18 protein-coding genes are annotated in these 18,973 nt (G+C 73.0%); 2 read left to right on the forward strand and 16 right to left on the reverse strand.

Going from position 1 to position 18,973, the window contains the following annotated elements:
• Positions 1 to 47: 47 nt before the first annotated feature.
• The 11 genes from lgt to hisI all read right to left on the reverse strand — a co-directional run bounded on the left by lgt (position 48) and on the right by hisI (position 8,860).
• Positions 48 to 1,037: a prolipoprotein diacylglyceryl transferase gene (lgt, locus tag ACFW9O_RS22425; protein ID WP_384611603.1), complete on the reverse strand. Its 990-nt coding sequence runs from the start codon at positions 1,035 to 1,037 to the stop codon at positions 48 to 50.
• A gap of 76 nt (positions 1,038 to 1,113) precedes the next feature.
• Positions 1,114 to 1,947, reverse strand: a complete 834-nt coding sequence (locus ACFW9O_RS22430; protein WP_351170770.1) for a thioredoxin domain-containing protein — start codon at positions 1,945 to 1,947, stop codon at positions 1,114 to 1,116.
• Positions 1,948 to 2,019: 72 nt separating this feature from the next.
• On the reverse strand, positions 2,020 to 2,835 hold the full coding sequence (gene trpA, locus ACFW9O_RS22435) for a tryptophan synthase subunit alpha (protein ID WP_384611606.1): 816 nt from the start codon (positions 2,833 to 2,835) through the stop codon (positions 2,020 to 2,022).
• Positions 2,832 to 4,070: a tryptophan synthase subunit beta gene (trpB, locus tag ACFW9O_RS22440; protein ID WP_356420097.1), complete on the reverse strand. Its 1,239-nt coding sequence runs from the start codon at positions 4,068 to 4,070 to the stop codon at positions 2,832 to 2,834. The genes trpA and trpB overlap by 4 nt, the downstream gene beginning before the upstream one ends.
• Positions 4,071 to 4,209: 139 nt before the next feature.
• Positions 4,210 to 4,422, reverse strand: coding sequence for a tryptophan biosynthesis modulator TrpM (trpM, locus tag ACFW9O_RS22445; RefSeq protein ID WP_351170779.1), 213 nt, complete (start codon positions 4,420 to 4,422; stop codon positions 4,210 to 4,212).
• 8 nt (positions 4,423 to 4,430) lie between these two features.
• Positions 4,431 to 5,240, reverse strand: a complete 810-nt coding sequence (gene trpC / locus ACFW9O_RS22450) for an indole-3-glycerol phosphate synthase TrpC (protein ID WP_329212096.1) — start codon at positions 5,238 to 5,240, stop codon at positions 4,431 to 4,433.
• 116 nt (positions 5,241 to 5,356) lie between these two features.
• Positions 5,357 to 5,872 (reverse strand): DUF2752 domain-containing protein, encoded by a 516-nt coding sequence (locus ACFW9O_RS22455; RefSeq protein WP_384611609.1) that lies wholly within the window; start codon positions 5,870 to 5,872, stop codon positions 5,357 to 5,359.
• Positions 5,873 to 5,954: 82 nt separating this feature from the next.
• Entirely contained in the window at positions 5,955 to 6,206 is a 252-nt protein-coding gene (locus tag ACFW9O_RS22460) for an HGxxPAAW family protein (protein WP_351170787.1), read from the reverse strand.
• 94 nt (positions 6,207 to 6,300) lie between these two features.
• The gene (locus ACFW9O_RS22465; RefSeq protein WP_384611611.1) at positions 6,301 to 6,960 is read right to left on the reverse strand and encodes a TIGR02234 family membrane protein; all 660 of its coding nucleotides are present in this window, start codon (positions 6,958 to 6,960) and stop codon (positions 6,301 to 6,303) included.
• A 14-nt stretch (positions 6,961 to 6,974) separates the two neighbouring features.
• The gene (locus ACFW9O_RS22470) at positions 6,975 to 8,468 is read right to left on the reverse strand and encodes an anthranilate synthase component I (protein WP_384611613.1); all 1,494 of its coding nucleotides are present in this window, start codon (positions 8,466 to 8,468) and stop codon (positions 6,975 to 6,977) included.
• Positions 8,469 to 8,479: 11 nt separating this feature from the next.
• Positions 8,480 to 8,860 carry a phosphoribosyl-AMP cyclohydrolase gene (gene hisI, locus ACFW9O_RS22475; RefSeq protein ID WP_384611615.1) on the reverse strand — a complete coding sequence of 127 codons (381 nt, stop codon included), beginning with the start codon at positions 8,858 to 8,860 and terminating at the stop codon, positions 8,480 to 8,482.
• Positions 8,861 to 8,945: 85 nt separating this feature from the next.
• On the opposite strand from hisI, the gene ACFW9O_RS22480 reads away from it, so the two are divergent.
• Positions 8,946 to 9,578, forward strand: coding sequence for a TIGR03085 family metal-binding protein (locus ACFW9O_RS22480; RefSeq protein WP_384611617.1), 633 nt, complete (start codon positions 8,946 to 8,948; stop codon positions 9,576 to 9,578).
• Between the two features lie 77 nt (positions 9,579 to 9,655).
• Here the strand turns inward: ACFW9O_RS22480 and ACFW9O_RS22485 are convergent, their stop codons facing one another.
• The 3 genes from ACFW9O_RS22485 to ACFW9O_RS22495 form a co-directional block, all read right to left on the reverse strand.
• Positions 9,656 to 11,254: a cation acetate symporter gene (locus ACFW9O_RS22485; RefSeq protein WP_384611618.1), complete on the reverse strand. Its 1,599-nt coding sequence runs from the start codon at positions 11,252 to 11,254 to the stop codon at positions 9,656 to 9,658.
• A 209-nt stretch (positions 11,255 to 11,463) separates the two neighbouring features.
• Entirely contained in the window at positions 11,464 to 12,822 is a 1,359-nt protein-coding gene (locus tag ACFW9O_RS22490; RefSeq protein ID WP_351170805.1) for a helix-turn-helix domain-containing protein, read from the reverse strand.
• Positions 12,823 to 13,091: 269 nt separating this feature from the next.
• A complete protein-coding gene (locus tag ACFW9O_RS22495; RefSeq protein ID WP_384611620.1) occupies positions 13,092 to 15,842 on the reverse strand; it encodes a LuxR C-terminal-related transcriptional regulator in 2,751 nt (916 codons plus the stop codon).
• Positions 15,843 to 16,002: 160 nt separating this feature from the next.
• Here ACFW9O_RS22495 and ACFW9O_RS22500 point away from each other — a divergent pair, with 160 nt between their 5' ends.
• Positions 16,003 to 16,776 carry an alpha/beta fold hydrolase gene (locus ACFW9O_RS22500; RefSeq protein ID WP_384611622.1) on the forward strand — a complete coding sequence of 258 codons (774 nt, stop codon included), beginning with the start codon at positions 16,003 to 16,005 and terminating at the stop codon, positions 16,774 to 16,776.
• Between the two features lie 65 nt (positions 16,777 to 16,841).
• Here ACFW9O_RS22500 and ACFW9O_RS22505 read toward each other — a convergent pair whose 3' ends face one another.
• Entirely contained in the window at positions 16,842 to 17,777 is a 936-nt protein-coding gene (locus tag ACFW9O_RS22505) for an alpha/beta hydrolase family protein (RefSeq protein WP_384611624.1), read from the reverse strand.
• A 246-nt stretch (positions 17,778 to 18,023) separates the two neighbouring features.
• Entirely contained in the window at positions 18,024 to 18,908 is an 885-nt protein-coding gene (locus tag ACFW9O_RS22510; protein ID WP_351170851.1) for a serine aminopeptidase domain-containing protein, read from the reverse strand.
• Positions 18,909 to 18,973 lie beyond the last annotated feature (65 nt).

Consider the following 18,973-nt stretch of genomic DNA (forward strand, 5'->3'; position numbering starts at 1 on the left):
GCCGGACCTGTGTGGTCCGGCGGCCCCTTCGGGTGGCTCCGGGTGCGTCAGCTCTTGTCGGCCGTCTGCGGGGCGTCGTCGCCCTCGGGCTCCTTCGCCGGCGCGTCGGGGGCGTCGGCGGTGTCGGACGGGTCGGCGGCCTCGGGGCTGTCGGCGCCCTCGGCGGAGTCGGCCGGCCCGCTGTCCTTGCCGCTGTCCTTGCCGCTGTCCTTCGACAGGTCCACCGCGGCCGGTTCGACGATCTCCTCGCGTCCGGGGCGCAGCTTCGCCGAGATCACGAAGTACGTCACGGCGAGGACGAAGACGATGATCGCGGTCCACACGTTGAGCCGCAGTCCCAGCACGTGGTGCGCCTCGTCGACGCGCATGTACTCGATCCAGGCACGGCCCGTGCAGTAGGCCGCCACGTACAGCGCGAACGCCCGTCCGTGTCCGAGCTTGAACCGGCGGTCCGCCCAGACGACCAGGAGCGCGACACCGATGCACCAGAGCGACTCGTACAGGAAGGTCGGGTGGTAGGTGCCCGCCATCCGGTTGGGGCCTTCGCTGATCTCCACCGCCCACGGCAGGTCCGTCTGCTTGCCGTACAGCTCCTGGTTGAACCAGTTGCCCCAGCGGCCGATCGCCTGGGCGAGGGCGATACCGGGTGCGAGCGCGTCGGCCCAGGCGGGCAGCGGGATTCCGCGGCGGCGGCAGCCGATCCAGGCGCCGACGGCGCCGAGCGCGATCGCGCCCCAGATACCGAGGCCGCCTTCCCAGATCTTGAAGGCGTCGACCCAGTTCTCACCGTCGCTGAAGTACAGCTGGTAGTCGGTGACGACGTGGTAGAGCCTGCCGCCGACGAGGCCGAAGGGCACGGCCCAGACGGCGATGTCGGCAACGGTGCCGGCTCGCCCGCCGCGGGCGATCCAGCGCTTGTTGCCGAACCAGACGGCGACGAAGACACCGATGATGATGCAGAACGCGTAGCCGCGGAGCGGGATCGGGCCGAGCTCGATCACGCCGGTCGACGGGCTGGGAATGAAGGCAAGGTTCATGACGGGGTCGACGCTACCTTGCCGGACGGGACGTGGGGCAAGCCGTCCGGCAACTTCTGGGTAACGGGCCGGGCCCTCAGGACGGCTTCGAGCCCGAGGGCGTCGCCCCGACGGTGCCCGGTTCCTTGCCCTTGTTGGCCTCGGCCACCCACTTCTTGAGATTTGCCACGGAGATCTCCTCGTCCCCCTTCTTGGGGAAGATCGACTCGCCGTTGAGCAGCGCGGTCGGAGTCCCCTGGAACCCGCCCTCGCCGAAGGCAGTGTTCGACTTCTCGACCCAGCTGTCGTGCGTGCCGTCCTCCACACAGCTGCGGAAGGCGGGCGTGTCCAGACCGTCCACGGTGCCGGCGAGCTCGATCAGCTTGCTGTTCTCGCCGAAGGCGTCGTCGGTCTCCGGCGGCTGATTGCGGTAGAGCACGTCGTGGTACGGGGCGAACTTGCCGACGTCCTGGGCGCAGGCCGCGGCGTTGGCGGCCCGCAGTGATCCGCTGCCGCCGAGGTTGCCGTCGATGATCGTGGCCAGGTGGTACTCCACCTTGATCTGGCCGCTGTCGGCGAGCTCCGCGATCGTGCCCCGGAAGGCTTCCTCGAACTGGGCGCAGACGGGGCAGCGGAAGTCCTCCCAGATCGTGAGCGTGGACGGCGCGTCGTCCGCCCCGACCTGGAGGGCCAGACCGTCCTTGCCCGTCGCCCCGGACGGGGTGACCGCGGGTCCGGCCTCGCTGTCCGTGTCGTTCTTGCCCGCGTTGGCGGCGATCAGGCCGATCACGGCAGCCAGCGCCAGGACGCCCACCACGGCGGTCGCGACGATCAGCGTGCGCCTGCGGCGCTCCCGCGCCCGGTCCAGCTCACGCTGCTGTACGAGCCGCTCGCGTGCGGCTCTCTTCGGCTCATGGTTCTTGTCGCTCACACCGCGCAAACGAACCGGGGAGGCACGTGAGCGCCTCCCCGGTCCCATGTCCACCCGTACGGGTGACGAGCGCTAGCGGCGCTTTCGAACACCTTCGGCCAGCTCGCCGGCCAGTGCGCGGACGGCGGCGAGTCCGGCTGCCGCGTCGGGGGCGTCCAGCATCCTCTTGACGAAGGCCGAGCCGACGATCACGCCGTCGGCGAAGCCCGCGACCTGTTCGGCGTGCTCACGGGTGGAGACCCCGATCCCGACGCAGACCGGCAGGTCCGTGGTGGCGCGGGTGCGGCGCACCAGGTCCTGGGCCTGCTCGCCGACCGATTCACGGGTGCCGGTGACCCCCATGAGCGAGGAGGCGTACACGAAGCCCGAGCCCGCTGCGGTGATCGTGGCGAGGCGGGCGTCCTTGCTGCTCGGCGCGACGACGAAGACGGTGGCGAGACCGTGCTTCTCGGCGTGCTCGCGCCACAGACCGGACTCCTGGACCGGCAGGTCGGGCAGGATGCACCCGGCTCCGCCGGCCGCGGCGAGTTCGGCGGTGAAGCGGTCCACGCCGTACCGGTCGATGGGGTTCCAGTACGTCATGACGAGGATCGGGACGCCGGTGGCCTCGTAGGCCTCACGGACCGTGCGCATGATGTCGGCGATCTTGACGCCGCCCTTCAGCGCGATGTCGTCGGCGGTCTGGATGACCGGCCCGTCGAGCACCGGGTCGCTGTGCGGGAGCCCCACCTCGACGATGTCGGCGCCGCCCGCGACGACGGCCTTGACCGCCTCGATGCCGCCGTCGACCGTCGGGAAGCCGCCGGGCAGGTACGCGATGAGTGCGGCCCTGTCCTCGGCTGCCGCACTGGCCAGCGCCGATTCGAGTAGCTCTCGGTTGCCGCTCACTTCTCCCCCTCGGAGTCGTACAGGCCGAAGTACCGTGCGGCCGTGTCCATGTCCTTGTCGCCGCGGCCGGACAGGTTGATCAGGATCAGCCCGTCCTTGCCGAGTTCCTGCCCGACCTCCAGCGCACCGGCCAGCGCGTGCGCGCTCTCGATGGCCGGGATGATCCCCTCGGTGCGGGAGAGGAGGCGCAGCGCCTGCATGGCGGCGTCGTCCGTCACCGCGCGGTACTCACCGCGGCCGACGTCCTTGAGGTAGGCGTGCTCCGGGCCGATGCCCGGGTAGTCGAGGCCGGCCGAGATCGAGTACGGCTCGGTGATCTGGCCTTCCTCGTCCTGCAGGACGTAACTGCGTGAGCCGTGCAGGATTCCGGGCTCGCCCGCGGTCAGGGTCGCCGCGTGCTCACCGGTCTCGACGCCGTGGCCGGCGGGCTCGCAGCCGATCAGCCGGACGCTCTCGTCCGGGATGAAGGCGTGGAAGAGGCCGATGGCGTTGGAGCCGCCGCCGACACAGGCGACGGCGGCGTCGGGCAGCCGGCCGGCACGCTCCAGGATCTGGCGGCGGGCTTCGACGCCGATGACCCGGTGGAAGTCGCGGACCATGGCGGGGAAGGGGTGGGGGCCCGCGACGGTGCCGAAGAGGTAGTGCGTGCGGTCCACGTTGGCGACCCAGTCGCGGAAGGCCTCGTTGATGGCGTCCTTGAGGGTCCTGGAGCCGGACTTCACGGCGATGACCTCGGCGCCGAGCATCCGCATGCGCGCCACGTTCAGCGCCTGCCGCTCCGTGTCGATCTCGCCCATGTAGATGGTGCATTCGAGGCCGAACAGGGCGCACGCGGTGGCGGTGGCGACGCCGTGCTGACCGGCGCCGGTCTCGGCGATGACCCGGGTCTTGCCCATGCGCTTGGTGAGGAGCGCCTGGCCCAGCACGTTGTTGATCTTGTGCGAGCCGGTGTGGTTCAGGTCCTCGCGCTTGAGGAAGACCCGGGCGCCTCCGGCGTGCTCGGCGAAGCGCGGGACCTCGGTCAGCGCACTGGGCCTGCCCGTGTAGTTGACCATGAGCTCGTTGAGCTCGGCGGCGAAGGCCGGGTCGGCCTTGGCCTTGTCGTACTCGACGGCCACCTCGTCCACGGCGGCGACGAGCGCCTCCGGGATGAACTTGCCACCGAACGCGCCGAAGTACCCCTCGGCGCTGGGAATCAGACCCTCGGGGTCCGGAATGAAGAAGTCGGACGACATGCGACGTGCTCCTCGACGTTGCAACGGGTGGGTTCACCGTATGCGCCGTGGGCGGAGCACCGCGCCGGCCGTCGAGCGGTCGGTGCGGTAGGGCGTGCGGACCTCCCCGCGGGGGGAGGAGTGCGACGGCCGGGGCTCGCTACGGCGCGGACCCCGTGCGCCATCGCATGCCGTTGACCTGTCCCGGTTCGTCGCCGATCACGTACCGGACGCGGCGGCCGTGCACCCGGCGTGCGGGGGCGCGGCAGCCCCGCGGCCGGCAGCCGCGGGCCAGGGGCGCGTGGGGGTCCCGGGCCGTCGCCCCGGCGGGGCGCAGGCCCGGCCGGATGCGGGGCGCGGGACAGTCGGACACGGTGCGGGTCAGCCCCGTCCGTGCCGGAGGGCCGGGTGGGCGCCCGCGGCGACCAGGTCGGCGACCGCGGACCGCGGGTCCCGGCCGGTGACCAGGGACTCTCCGACGAGCACCGAGTCGGCGCCCGCGTTGGCGTAGGCGATGAGGTCGTGCGGGCCCCGGACGCCGGACTCGGCGACCTTGACGATGTGGTCGGGGATCTCGGGGGCGACGCGCTCGAAGGTGGAGCGGTCGACCTTGAGGTCCTTCAGATTGCGCGCGTTGACACCGATGATCTTCGCTCCGGCGTCCACGGCACGCTCCGCCTCCTCCTCGTCGTGCGCCTCGACGAGCGGCGTCAGGCCGATCGACTCGGCGCGCTCGATCAGGGAGACGAGTGCCTCCTGGTCGAGGGCGGCGACGATCAGCAGGGCGAGGTCGGCGCCGTAGGCGCGTGCCTCCCACAGCTGGTACGAGGTGACGATGAAGTCCTTGCGCAGGATCGGGATGTCCACCTTGGCGCGGACGGCCTCCAGGTCGGCGAGGGAGCCGCCGAAGCGGCGTTCCTCCGTGAGGACCGAGATGACGGACGCGCCGCCGGCCTCGTAGTCCGCGGCGAGCGCGGCAGGGTCGGCGATTGCGGCAAGGGCCCCCTTGGAGGGGCTGGAGCGCTTGACCTCGCAGATGACGGTCACGCCCTCGCCGCGCAGGGCGGCGACTCCGTCCTTGGCCCGAGGAGCGCGGGCTGCGCGTTCCTTGAGCTCGTCGAGGCTGACGCGCGCCTGCCGCTCTGCGAGGTCGGCGCGAACGCCATCGATGATCTCGTCGAGCACACTCACGCGAGCGGCCCCCTTCCGGAACGGTGTATGAGGGAACAGGATCAGCCATCTCGATGGTATCCGCAGGAGGGCGATGGGCTCGCATCCGGCGGCGGTACGTCCCACTACCTGGGCATTCAGGGTGCCAAGCCTGACCCGAACGGCAGATTCCGGACGACGGAGAAGATCAGCAGCACCGCGCCGGCAGCCCACCAGTAGGCGGGGGACAGAGAGATCCGCAGCGGCTCGCCCCGGCTTGCGCGGACCGTCCAGAGCAGCCAGACCACGGCGAAGACGGCGTATCCCACGACGGCCAGGGCATTGGAGCCGAGGGCTGCGGCGAGGTCGCCGTGGGCGAAGGCGTGGGCACTGCGCAGCCCGCCGCAGCCGGGACAGAACACTCCGGTGAAGCGGAGCATGGGGCAGACCGGGTAGTGGCCCGGTTCGTTGGGATCCACGGTGGCCACGTAGCCGAAGGCACCGACGACGACCGCCATCGCACCGGCGGGGGTGGCGAGCCTTCTGAGCCGTGTCACCGGCGCGGCGGCAGGGGCGAGCACGGGTCCGGCCGCGGCAGGGCCGGGGTGCGGCGGTCCGGGGGTGCCGGGTACGGGGGCCGGGTCCGGGGCGGCGGGAGAAGCTGAGGCGTCCACGCGCTGATTGTCCCCGCTCGTACGGAGAGGCGCAGCCCGGTCCGGGCTGCGCCTCGCGTCGTGTCTGTGCACCGGCGTGCGGTCAGGAGGTGGTCTGGGCCTCTCCCGCACGGGCCCTGGCCGCCGCCAGCTCCGCCGACTCCTTCGGCATGCCGAGGCCGGCGGCCTTCATGGCGAGACCGACGAGTCCGCCGACGGCGATGACGGCGAGTCCGGCCCAGAAGCCGAGCGGGTTCGCCGCGACCATGAAGACGCCTGCGATGCAGAAGCCGATGAAGGCGATGATGACACCGGTCCAGGCGGCCGGGGTGTGTCCGTGGCTGCTGCCCGCCATGAGTTGCTCCTCGTTGGTGTTGCGCTGAAGGTATCGCTGTGCAGAAAGCTCGCTGCCATTGTCCCGTACGTGCGGGTGGACCGGAGCCGGGGGGTCATGCCTCGCGCGTCGGGTCCTCGCCGCGGTCCAGGGCCTTCCACAGGTCCTCGGGGCGGTCGGGATCCGGGGCTGCGGGGGCGGCCTTGCGGGGGCGCGGGGTGCCGTCGCGTTCGTACCGTCCCGACATGGCGGGCCAGCGGCTGCCGTAGCGCAGGGCGAGCAGTCCGGCGAGCAGGATCAGCAGCCCGCCTGCGGCCGTGACGTACGGCCAGGCGGTGTGGCTGAGCGCGTCGATGGTGGCCGAGGTGTTGCCGGTGGTCTGCGCGGCCTTCTCGTCGAGGGCTGCACTGTCGGAGGCGCCGACGTAGGAGCTCAGTCCGGCGCCGAGGCCGCTGAGTGCCAGCAGACCGGCAACGATCTTCCGGCTGCCTCCCTGGACGGCGAAGACGGCGACGAGGGCGGCCAGGCCGACGACCGCCAGGGCCGCGGGCACGCCCGTGACGTCCTGGCCGTCCGCGGTCAGGGGCAGGGTTCCGCCTCCGACGGCTGCCGTGCCCTCGGCCCATTTCTGCCCCGAGGCGAGGAGGACGACGGTGGCGCCGGCGGCCCCGAGGAGCAGGCCGGCGCCCAGGCTGCGGCGGCTTCCTGCGCTGTCGGGCGCGGAGGCGGCGCGGGCACGGGGCTGGGGTACGGGAACAGCACTCACGTACCCCACTATCCCTTACCGCCTCAGTGGGACCGGAGCCGGTTCGCCGTATGCACGGCGCGGAGCACCGCGGCGGCCTTGTTGCGGCACTCGGTGTCCTCGCCGACCGGGTCGGAGTCGGCGACGACGCCCGCTCCCGCCTGGACGTACGCGGTGCCGTCGCGGAGCAGGGCCGTCCGGATGGCGATGGCGGTGTCGGAGTCGCCCGCGAAGTCGAGGTAGCCGACGCAGCCGCCGTACAGCCCGCGGCGGGTCGGTTCGAGCTCCTCGATGATCTGCATGGCGCGTGGCTTGGGCGCGCCGGAGAGGGTGCCCGCGGGGAAGCACGCGGTGAGGACGTCGAAGGCCTTGTGGCCCTCGGCGACGCGTCCGGTGACGGTGGAGACGATGTGCATCACGTGCGAGTACCGCTCGACGGACATGAAGTCGACGACCTCGACGCTGCCGGGTTCGCAGACCCGCCCCAGGTCGTTGCGGCCGAGGTCGACGAGCATGAGGTGCTCGGCGCGTTCCTTCGGGTCGGCGAGGAGCTCGTCGGCGAGTGCCTGGTCCTCCTGCGGGGTGGCGCCGCGGTGCCTGGTCCCGGCGATGGGGTGGACCATGGCCCGGCCGTCCTCGACCTTGACGAGCGCTTCCGGGCTGGAGCCGACGACGTCGAAGCCGTCGAAGCGCAGGAGGTACATGTACGGCGACGGGTTGGTGGCGCGCAGGACCCGGTAGACGTCCAGGGCGCTTGCCGTGCAGGGCGTCTCGAAGCGCTGGGAGGGCACGACCTGGAAGGCCTCACCGGCCCTGATGCGCTCCTTGATGTCGTCGACGGCGTCCTGGTAGGCGGGGCCGCCCCAGAGTGCGGTGTACGGCGGGAGCTCGGAGGGCGGGAGGGCGGCGGGGGCGTTCTCCACCGGCCTGGACAGGTCCCGCTCCATGGCGTCGAGCCGGGCGACGGCGTCCGCGTACGCCTCGTCGACCCCTGTGTCCGTGTCGTTGTGGTTGATGGCGTTGGCGATCAGGAGGACCGTGCCGTCCCCGTGGTCGAGCACGGCGAGGTCCGAGGTGAGGAGCATCGTCAGCTCGGGGAGCTTCAGGTCGTCGCCGCCGTGCTCGGTGATCTTCTCCAGCCGGCGCACGATGTCGTACCCGAGATAGCCGACCATGCCGCCGGTGAACGGGGGCAGGCCGTCGTCGCCGACCAGGTCGCGAGGGGTGTGCAGGGTCTCGACGGTGGCGCGCAGGGCCTGCAGCGGGTCGCCGTCGACGGGGACGCCGACGGGCGGGGTGCCGAGCCAGTGGGCCCGGCCGTCCAGGGTGGTGAGGGTGGCGGCGCTGCGCACTCCGATGAAGGAGTAGCGGGACCAGGTGCGGCCGTTCTCCGCGGATTCGAGGAGGAACGTGCCGGTGCGCTCGTCCGCGAGCTTGCGGTAGAGCCCGACCGGGGTGTCACCGTCCGCGAGGAGCCGGCGGCTGACGGGAATGACGCGCCGGTCGACGGCGAGCTTGCGGAAGGTCTCGAGATCCATGGCGGCTGACCTTACTGGGACGGGGCGAGCGGAAGGACGTCCGCGTCGAAGCAGGTGCGGTCACCGGTGTGGCAGGCGGCACCGGTCTGGTCGACCTTCACCAGGACGGTGTCGGCGTCGCAGTCCAGGGCGACGGAGCGGACCTGCTGGATGTGGCCGGAGGTGTCGCCCTTGACCCAGTACTCCTGGCGGCTGCGGGACCAGTAGGTGCAGCGGCCCGTGGTGAGGGTGCGGTGCAGCGCCTCGTCGTCCATCCAGCCGAGCATGAGCACCTCGCCGGTGTCGTACTGCTGGGCGATGGCCGGGAACAGTCCGTCGGGTCCGCGCTTGAGGCGGGCCGCGACGGCCGGGTCGAGGTTGCTGGCGGGGGTGGTGCCGGGCGTGCTGGTCATGCGCCCCATTGTGCCGCGCCGGCGACGGCCGTCCGGGTGTGCGTCCACTGGGCGGACCATGGGGGTCGGTCGTACGCTGGCGGGCATGTCGACCCATGCGAAGCGTGAACGTCTTCTGCTCGCCGACCTGTTGGAAGCGGCGGGCCCCGAAGCTCTGACCCTGTGCAACGGCTGGAAGACCCGGGACCTGGCCGCCCATGTGGTGGTACGTGAGCGCCGCGCGGACGCGGCGGGCGGGATCGTGCTGGGTGCGCTGAAGAACCGGATGGAGCGGGTGCAGGCCGAATTCGCCGAGAAGCCGTACGAGGAACTGATCCAGCTCATCCGTACGGGTCCGCCGCGGATGTCACCCTTCGGGCTGAAGCAGCTGGACGAGGCGGCCAACACGGTCGAGTTCTACATCCACGCGGAGGACGTGCGCCGGGCCCAGCCCGACTGGTCGCAGCGGACCCTGGACCCGGTCTTCGCCGATGTGCTGTGGTCACGCACCGAGAAGTCGGCCCGGATGCTGGGCCGCAGGGCCCCGGTGGGTCTGGTGCTGCGCCGCCCGGACGGTCAGACGGTGGTGGCCCACAAGGGCACCCCGGTGGTGACGGTCACCGGGGAGCCGGGTGAGCTGCTGCTGTTCGCCGCGGGCCGGCAGGACGCCGCGCGGGTGGAGCTGGAGGGCGACAAGGACGCGCTGGCCCGGTTGCACACGGCGGAGCTGGGGCTGTAGGGCCTCTCGTCCGGATCGGGCCGGACCCCGCTGCCTGATCCGGCCCGATCCGGACGGCAGAGGCCCTTGCCGGCCGGTCAGGCGTCCCGTCCCGCCTCCACGGGCACCCAGCGGGCCCGGTGCCGGGGGCCTTCCCGCGGGGTGTCCGGCCGGGACCTGGATCCCAGCAGGCCGAGGAGGAATCCGGCGGGGATCGTGACCAGGCCCGGTGTCTGGAGCGGGAACACGTGGAAGTTCCATTCGGGGAACAGCGCGATGGGTGTGCCCGAGAACGCGGGTGACAGGACCATCAGACCGATGATCAGCGGGAGTGTTCCGTACACGGTCCAGCGCACCCCGCGCGCGTTGAATCCGGGGCGGAAGAGCGCGTACAGCAGGACGGGCGGCAGGATCGAGGCCGCTGCGGCGAACGAGAGGGAGAGCAGCACCTGGGGGTTGCGGTCGTGGGTGTACGCCGAGAGGAGGACGGCGAGCGAGCCGATCGCGAGCACCGCCAGACGTGCCCTGCGGATCTCCCTGCCGGATGCCTTTCCGGCGCCCTGTGCGCCCTTCGCCGCGAAGTCGCGGGCGAGGGTCGAGGCGGCGGCCAGGGTGATGCCGGCCACGGCGGCCAGGGTGGTGGCGAACGCGGCGCAGGCGACGAGGGCGAACAGCGGGCTGTCGCGCGGCCCGCTGGCGCCCGGGTCCAGCACTCCGGTCACCATCAGCAGGGCGGTGCCTCCGGCGGGGTCGGCGGCTCGCAGGGCGTCCCGGCCCAGCAGGGCGGAGGCCCCGAGCCCGACGACGACGATCCCGGTGCACAGGACGGCGACCGGGGCCACGGCCCAGACGCCTGCGCGGCGCGCGGTCCAGCCGTCGCGCAGCGGGTGCAGCCGCATCATGATGTGCGGCATGCAGGCCGCGCCGAGTACGAGGGTGAACTGAAAGCCGATCAGGTCGAGACCGCCGGCGAACCCGTGGCCGAACTGGAGTCCTGGGCGCGCGTAGGCGCCACCCGCCTTGCTGCCTTCCTGGGCCGCGTCGAAGAGCGCGAACGGTGACCAGCCGAACCGGGCGAGCACCAGCCCCGCGAGCAGGGTGACGGCGGCCAGCACGACGGCGACCTTGAGGATCTGGATGTAGCCGGTGCCGCGCATGCCGCCGAAGGCGGAGTAGCACACCATCAGCGCACCGCTGGCGACCGTGCAGCCGGTGAGCGCTCCTTCGGGGAGCCCGAACATCGCCGTCATGACGTGTCCGGCGGTGGTCAGCTGCACCAGCAGGAGCGGGGCGAGTACGACGAGGGTGGCAACGCCCAGGGCCCGGCGTACGGAGCCGTCGCCGAGCTGGTCGGCGAGGAAGTCGCCGAGGGTGAACACGCCCTTTCGCCGCAGGCGTTCGGCGAGGACCCGCATGACGAGGACCAGCGAGGCGACCGTCGCCAGGGCGAAGAGCACACCGTCGAAGCCGGCGAGCGCGACGGATCCGGTGGTGGAGAGCAGCGTGGCGGCGCTGACGTAGTCCCCGGCGATGGCGAGCCCTCCGCCGACGGGGCCGAGCGAGGCTCCGCCGCCCGCGTAGAAGTGCTCGGGGTCGTCCTGGTCCGCCGCGGCGAGTCCGCAGAGCAGCAGGGACACGGCGACGAACGCGAGGAAGATGACCACGGCCAGGGACCGGGCGTCGACGGCGCCGCTCACCGCGGGGGCTCCGCCGGGAGGGCCTCGAAAGGGGCGACTGATGGCATGCGCACCAGGGCACCAGGTGCGGCGGGTGCGGAACAGGCGCCGGGTTCGGGGCGCGGCGCCCGTACAGCCCTCGCGGGGTGGATCTGTGCTCCCGCACAAGGTGAGGGGCGGGGGCGTCGTGCGGCGCCCCCGCCCCTCCCGGGCCCGTCCCGGGCCCCGTCTCAGGCGCCCAGCAGCCGCCGCGCCGCCAGGGCCAGCGATACCTCGACCGCGTCGGAGGGCCGTGTGAGACAGCGGCCCGTCAGCTGTTCGAAGCGCCGCAGCCGGTTCAGGACCGTGTTGCGGTGGCAGTACAGCCGCGCCCCCGCGCGCTGGGCCGAACCGTCCGAGTCGAGCCATGCGGTCAGCGTCTCGATGAGCACGTCCCGGTCCGCGGGGTCGAGCCGGTCGAGCGGCCCGAGTACCCGGCCCGCGAGCGCGGTGCCGAGCGCGGGCGAGGAGACGACCAGCGCGGTCGGCAGGTGCTCGTCGAGCAGGACGGTGCCGCCGGACGCCGGGCAGGCCCGCAGCGCGGTCTCGGCGAGGCGCCGCGCGTCACCGACCGACGCCAGCCCGTCCACCACGGAGCTGATCCCGATCCGGGTACCGGGCGGAGCCGCCAGTTCGGCTGCAACGAAGGCGAGTTCGTCCGGTCCGGGGGCTTCGGCCGTCGCGTTGTCTGTGACAGCCGGGTCCGCGTCCCCCTCGCGCGGCACGGCCGGTTCGGCCGCCTCAGGCCCGGCGCCCAGCGGCAGGATCGCGAGTTCGGCGTCGGCCCCCGCGTGCCAGAGCACCGGCGTCCCCGCGGGGAGGGTCAGCGGCGGCTGGGACGTACCGTGCGGGGCGCGGCGCGCGGTGGCGACCGCGAGCACCGCGTACCGCCCGTGCACCGGCAGCCCCAGCATGGCCGCGGCGTCCGGCAGGTCGGCTATCCGTGCGGTGCCGTCCAGCAGGGCCGACGTCATCAGCCGCTGCTGGTTCTCGCGGCGCCAGGTGAGGCGCCGTTCGGCCTGGCGGTACGCCTCGGCCACCACGCCGCAGTGCTCGTCCACGAAGTTCCAGACGTCCGCCGCGACATGGACGAGCAGCCGGATGTCCTCGGGATGGCGCCGCGCCGTCTCGTCGACCAGGTCCTGCCAGACCATCGCCCCGCCCATCCGGAACGCGTGCAGGACCGCGTCGAGGGGCACGCCCTGTTCGGCCCGGGTCTCGCCGATCCACCGGGAGGTGCGGTGGGCGGCCTCGCGGAACTCCCGGGGCTGGATCAGGGAGGCGACGTTGTGCCGCAGTGAGTGGTGGACCTCCTGCCAGATCTCGGCAGGGTCGCTCTCGATGGCCGTGCGGTAGGCGGGCTCCTGTTCCCGCAGCTGCTCGACGAGCCGGTCCGTGAGCTCGGGCAGCGCCTCCAGCAGCACCTGGGCGGCCCGGTGGAGTACGGCGATGGCCTCACGGTCGGCCAGGGAACGGAAGCGGTGCGGCAGCGGTGCTACGGGGGGCGGCCCGTGCAGCGCCCTGATCCGTGAACGTACGACCTGTGGCATGGCGGCCTCCACCGGGAATCGGCCGACTGCGGGAATGCCGGCCCGGTGCGTGCCCGGCCCGCCATTGGGCGGGCGCACACCGAATGATCCTGACGCCCGCAGAATGGCATACCGCCCGGTCGGTACCTAGAGGTTTGCGTCGTTCTTCTCATCACGGTCCTGCAACCTCGCCGTAACACGGGCGGCGCCGGCACGTCCCGCCCGCCCGCGGCACACCTCGGACCTGCGACGGGACCCGGAACCTGCCCGGCACGACCCGACGAGGGGCCCTAGCGGTCCAGCAGCCTGGCGAGCTCGGTCCTTGACCTGACCCCCAGCGCCGCGAACACGTTGCGCAGGTGGTGGTCGACCGTCCGCGGGCTCACCGAGAGCCGTACCGCCACCTCGCGGTTCGTGGCACCCTCCGCCACGCAGCGGGCGATCCGCTGCTGCTGCGGGGTCAGTCCGGCGAGCGGCCCCGCCCCGCCCTGGTCGGGCACGTCCACCGCTTCCCCGGCCGCCCGCAGCTCCCCGCCCGCCCGGTCGGCCCAGACGCGGGCCGAGCAGCGTTCGAAGGCGACCAGGGCGTCGCGCAGCGGGCCGCGGGCCTCACGGGTGCGGCGCCTGCGCCGCAGCAGCTGGCCGTGGAGCAGCTGGGTGCGGGCGCGCTCGAAGTCGCCGCCCGCACGGTCGTGGTGGGCCAGCGCCTCCTCGTACCGCTCGGCGGCCTCCTCCGGAGGTGCCAGGAGGGCCCGGCAGCGCGCCAGTTGGGCGGGAGCCTGCGGGTCGGTGGTCCGGGAGGTCCACAGCGCGAACTCCTCGACGGCCTCGGCCAGGCCGTCCGTGCCGTCGTCGGCACGGCCGGAGAGGGCCACCGCCTCGACGTAGCACGGGATGGCGAGCATCCGGACGGCGAAGTGCCCCATCCGCGGTCCCGGCCGGACCAGCGGCCCGAGCCGGGCAGCCGCCTCGCCGGGCCGTCCGGCCGCGAGGTCCGCGCGGGCCACCGCCCAGGTGGCGAGGGTCGCCGCCTGGGTCAGGCCGTGCGGACCCGCGCCGGCCAGTGCGGCGTCGGCATGGGCCGCGCACACCTCCGCGGGCCCTTCCACCGAGGCGGCGAGCGCCAGTACGGCGTGCAGATGGGTGGCCGCGTTGGGCTGGCCCGTGCGCCGGGCGGCATGCAGGCCCTCCAGCGCGTGGGCGCGGGCCCTGGCGTGCCGTCCGGCCCGCAGTTCGGCGTACGCGAGGTTCTCCAGGGCGTGCGGCAGCAGGGCCTCGGGCCCACGGGTGCGTACGGCGGCGAGCGCGCGTGCCCCCGTCCGGCATGCCGCGTCGACCTCGCCGAGCACCAGGGCCGAGACCGCGACCCTCATCAGCTCGTCGGGTTCCTCGACACGGTCGGCCCGGTCCAGGCAGCACCGCAGCAGGGCGTGGCCCGCGACGGTGCGCCCGCCGAGTACGGCGCACATCCCGGCGCGGTACTGGACCGTGGCCCGGTCGGCCGGGGCGACGGGGACGCGGTTCATGGCGTCCAGATAGGCGATGGCGTCCCCCATGGCCCAGGCGGCCTCCGCGGCGCCGAACAGGGCGTCCAGGGTGCGGCGCGGATCGTGCGGCGCGAGCAGCGTCGCCGCGTTCAGGAGCGCCTCGCGGGCGTCGGCCGCCGGTCCGTCGCGCAGGGCGAGCATGCCGCGTACGTAGGGTGCGACGCCCCTGGCGGGGTGGGCGCCGACGCGTGCCAGCATCGCGCGGGCCCGGCCTGTGTCGCCTGCGAGCCGGGCCTGTTCGGCGGCGGCCGCGAAGCGCGCGCCGCGCTGTGCGTCGTCGGTGGAGAGCGCGGCGGCGCGCGCGAGCGCGGCCGACCGTTCGGCGTGCGGGCGGGGGGCGACGGCCGCCGCCACCAGCTGCCCCGCGAGTGCGGTGTCGGGCCCGGGTGCGGCGCAGGCCCGCTGGACGAGTGCGGGCAGCGGGGGCGATCCCGGCCCGGTGAGCAGTGCGGCGAGCAGTTCGTGCACAGCCCTGCGCCGGGCCGTCGGCGCCCTGTGCAGGACCGCGCGGCGCAGCAGCGGGTGGCTGAAGTGCACGCGGCTTCCCGCCCGTTGGAGTGCCCCCGCGCTGCCTGCGGGTGCGAGCAGGACGCGGTCCAGGTGGGCGGGGACCAGCCCGGCGCGGGCTCCGGCCCGCAGCAGCAGGGCGGCGTCCGCGCCTGCCCCGTCGGGTTCGTGTTCCTCCGCGGCCGCGGCCAGCAGGAGGAGGGTGTGGGTGTCGGGGTCGAGCCCGTCGAGATGGGCGGCGTGCGCGTCGAGGACGCTCTCGCCACCGGGCAGCGGGTAGGGCAGCGCGGTGCGCCCGGCCAACTGGTCGGCGGTCAGGCGGCCGACGAGGCCGGTGAGCAGCCGGGGGTTTCCGGCCGCCTCCCGCAGGAGTTCGCTGCGCACGACCGGGTCGACGTCGCCCGTCGCGTCGGTGAGCCGGTCCAGGAGTGCGGCCGCCGCGTCGTCGTCGAGCGGGCCGAGGCGCAGGGCGGGCAGTCCGGCGAAGGTGGTCTCGTCGGCGGCGCCGATCACCACGGCGACCCGGCTGCCCGCGCCGAGTCTGCGCGCCGCGAAGCCGAGCGCGGCCCGCGAGTCGGGGTCCCAGGCGTGGGCGTCGTCCACGCAGACCAGCAGCGGCCGTTCGGCGCCGAGGCCGTGCAGCAGGCCGAGCAGGCCGCCGGGGGTGATCCCGGTGCGCAGGACGCGGTCGGGGGAGACGGACAGGGGGCCCTGCCCGGAGCAGAGCAGGGCGTGCAGCCCGCTGTAGGGCAGCCGTTCCTCGGCGGGGGCGGCGGAGGCGTACAGCACGGGCCCTTCGCGTCGCGCGAAGTAGTCGGCCGCGGCCCGGCGCAGGAGGGCGGTGCGGCCGAGGCCGGGGGGCGAGGTGAGCACGAGCGCTCCGCCGTCCCCTGCCCGCAGCCGGCCCAAGAGAGTGTCCAGGATGGCGAGTTCACCGCTGCGGCCGTACAGCCGGAGCGGACTGTGCACGGTCGTCGTTAGGGTCACGCTCTCACGTTACTTCCGCGTAAACAGCGTCGGAAGGTTCGCGTCCGCTCCCCCTCCCGGGGCGGCCCGGAGCGGTGCGGGCTCCCAACAGAACGCGGTGCGGGCTGTGCGGGGGCACAGTCCCGGGCCGGTGTGCCGCGCCCGCCCGTAACGTCGGTGCATGACTGATGAATTCCGTACACACGACGGTCTGACCCTTCGGTACTGGTCCTGGTCCGGGAGCCCGGCCGGCGCACTGCCCCCGGTGGTGCTCCTGCACGGTTTCGCCGCCCATGCACGGCTGAACTGGGAGGGCCCCGGGGTCGTCGGGGCACTGGTCGCGCAGGGCCGCCGGGTGTACGCGCTGGACGCGCGCGGTCACGGCGACTCGGACAAGCCGCACGGCGACACCTACTACGGCGAGTCGCTGATGGCCCGTGATGTGCGCCTGCTGATCGACCGCATCGGCGCGGAACGGGTGCATGTCGCGGGCTACTCCATGGGTGCGGTGGTGGCGCTGCTCGCGGCGGCCGACGACACGCGGATCAGCCGCCTCGTGGTCGGCGGAATCGGTGCGGGCGCGGTGGAGGTCGGCGGTCTGGACACCCGGGCGATGCCTCCGGAGCTGGTGTCCGCGGCGCTCACGGCCGAGGTTGCGGCCGACGCCCCGGAGCGGACGCGAGCCTTCCGGGTGCTGGCCGATGTGTCGGGCTCGGACCGGTTCGCCCTGGCGGCGCAGATCCGTTCGGTGCACCGGGGCGCGCTGCCGCTGGACCGGATCAAGGTCCCCACGCTCGTCCTTGCCGGGGAGAGCGATCCTCTCGCGATACGGCCCGGGGTGCTGGCCGACGCGATCGACGGGGCGGAGCTGACCGTGCTGCCCGGCGACCATCTGAGCGTCGTACGGGATGCGGGTTTCGCCGGGTCCGTCGCCCGGTTCCTGGCCGAGGACTGAGGCCCGGGCAGCACGACGGGGCCGGACCGCGGTACGCGCGGCCCGGCCCCGTCGTCCCCCGTCTGCTACGAGGTGTGCGGGCAGTTGCCCTTGTACTCGGCGATCGTCAGGCTGGTGGACGGCAGCGGGCAGAGGAACTGCTCGTAGCGGGTGTCGTTGTCGATGAAGCGCTTCAGCCACGAGATGCTGTACTTCGCGATCGTCGTGTTCGACGAGTTCGGCGTGAAGTGCGTCGCTCCCCGCAGCTCCAGGTACGCCTTGTCCAGAGAACTCGGCAGCGAGTTGTAGAACGGCTTGGAGTGTGTGCCGACGGGCGCGATCGTGTCGCCGTCCGCACCGATCACCAGCGTCGGGGTCCTCAGCTCGGGCCAGGACTTGTCGGTGTTCCAGCCGGTCAGCGGGATCGCCGCCTGGAGCGACGGGCGGTCCTTCGCGGCTTCCAGGGTGCCGCCACCGCCCATGGAATGGCCCATCACACCGAGTCTGGAGGCGTCGACACGGGTGCGGACCGAACTGTCCTCGGTGAGGTAGTCCAGCGCGGCGAGCAGCTGGTCACCACGGCTGGCGGGCTGGTCGAGGGTGGTGTTGGTGTCGATGGTGAAGACGACGAAGCCCTGCGAGGCCAGGCGCGTTCCCAGCCAGGCGATGCTCGACTCGTAGGCGGTGAAGCCGGGCGAGATCACGACCGCGCCGAACGTGCCGTCCGACGTGGACGTCGGGTAGTAGATGGTCCCGCCGCCGAAGCCTCTGGCACTCAGCGAGGACACGGAGGTCTGGGACGTCGCGTACGAGCCGCGGAGGGCCTCGATGCTCGAGTTGGTCGGTGCCGGACCGCGCTCGTACGGGTTGGCGGCGGCCTGCGCTCCGCCGGGGATGAGGGCGGTGACCAGACCGGCGGTGGCGGCCGCGGCGGCCAGGCCGAGCCTGACGGTGCGGGAGCGGCTCTTCGACATCCGGTGGCGGCGCGGGGAGATGTCGCCGGAGGGGAGGTGCTGCTGCACTGGGGATCCTCTCGGTTGTGGCGGAACCACCGCGACAGCCGACGGCCCTTCGTCCGGGGGCCTTCGGGGGGTGCACCGCGTGGGTAGCGCCGTCATTCGCTGACGTTCGCCACTTTCGTGGTGCGGCACCCGCGTGCACATCGGCGATATCACCGGTCTTCGCCCGGGGCGGCCGGTGGCCGGCGGGGCCCGGACAGCACGAAGGGCCGGGCCGCGTCATGCGGCCCGGCCCCATGGTCCTGTCGGTCAGGAGGTGTGCGGGCAGTTGCCCTTGTACTCCGCGATCGTCAGGCTGGTCGACGGCAGCGGGCAGAGGAACTGCTCGTAGCGGGTGTCGTTGTCGATGAAGCGCTTCAGCCACGAGATGCTGTACTTCGCGATCGTCGTGTTCGACGAGTTCGGCGTGAAGTGCGTCGCTCCCCGCAACTCCAGGTACGCCTTGTCCAGCGAGCTCGGCAGCGAGTTGTAGAACGGTTCCGAGTGCGTGCCGACGGGGGCGATCGTGTCGCCGTCCGCACCGATCACCAACGTCGGCGTCTTCACCTCGGGCCAGGACTTGTCGGTGTTCCAGCCCGTCAGCGGGATCGCCGCCTGCAGCGACGGGCGGTCCTTCGCGGCTTCCAGGGTGCCGCCACCGCCCATGGAGTGACCCATCACACCGAGCCTGGAGGCATCGATCCGGGTGCGGACCGAACTGTCCTCGGTGAGGTAGTCCAGCGCGGCGAGCAGCTGGTCACCACGGCTGGCCGGCTGGTCCGACGTCGTGTTGGTGTCGATGGTGAAGACGACGAAGCCCTGCGAGGCCAGGCGCGTTCCCAGCCAGGCGATGCTCGACTGGTACGCGGTGAAGCCGGGCGAGATCACGACCGCGCCGAACGTGCCGTCCGACGTGGACGTCGGGTAGTAGATCGTGCCGCCGCCGAAGCCTCGGACACTCAGCGAGGACACGGACGTCTGGGACGTCGCGTACGACCCACGGCTCGCCTCGATACTCGCGTTGGTCGGTGCCGGACCGCGCTCGTAGGGGTTCTCCGCGGCCTGCGCGCCCGGCATCAGCGCGGTGACCAGACCGGCCGTGGCGGCCGCGGCGGCGACGGCGAGCTTGATGGTGCGGGAGCGGCTCTTCGACATCCGGTGGCGGCGCGGGGAGACGTCGCCGGAGGGGAGGTGCTGCACGAGGGGGGTCCTCTCGGTTG

Origin of the sequence: Streptomyces sp. NPDC059499 (genome assembly GCF_042749285.1) — a bacterium.
Classification (GTDB): Bacteria; Actinomycetota; Actinomycetes; order Streptomycetales; family Streptomycetaceae; genus Streptomyces.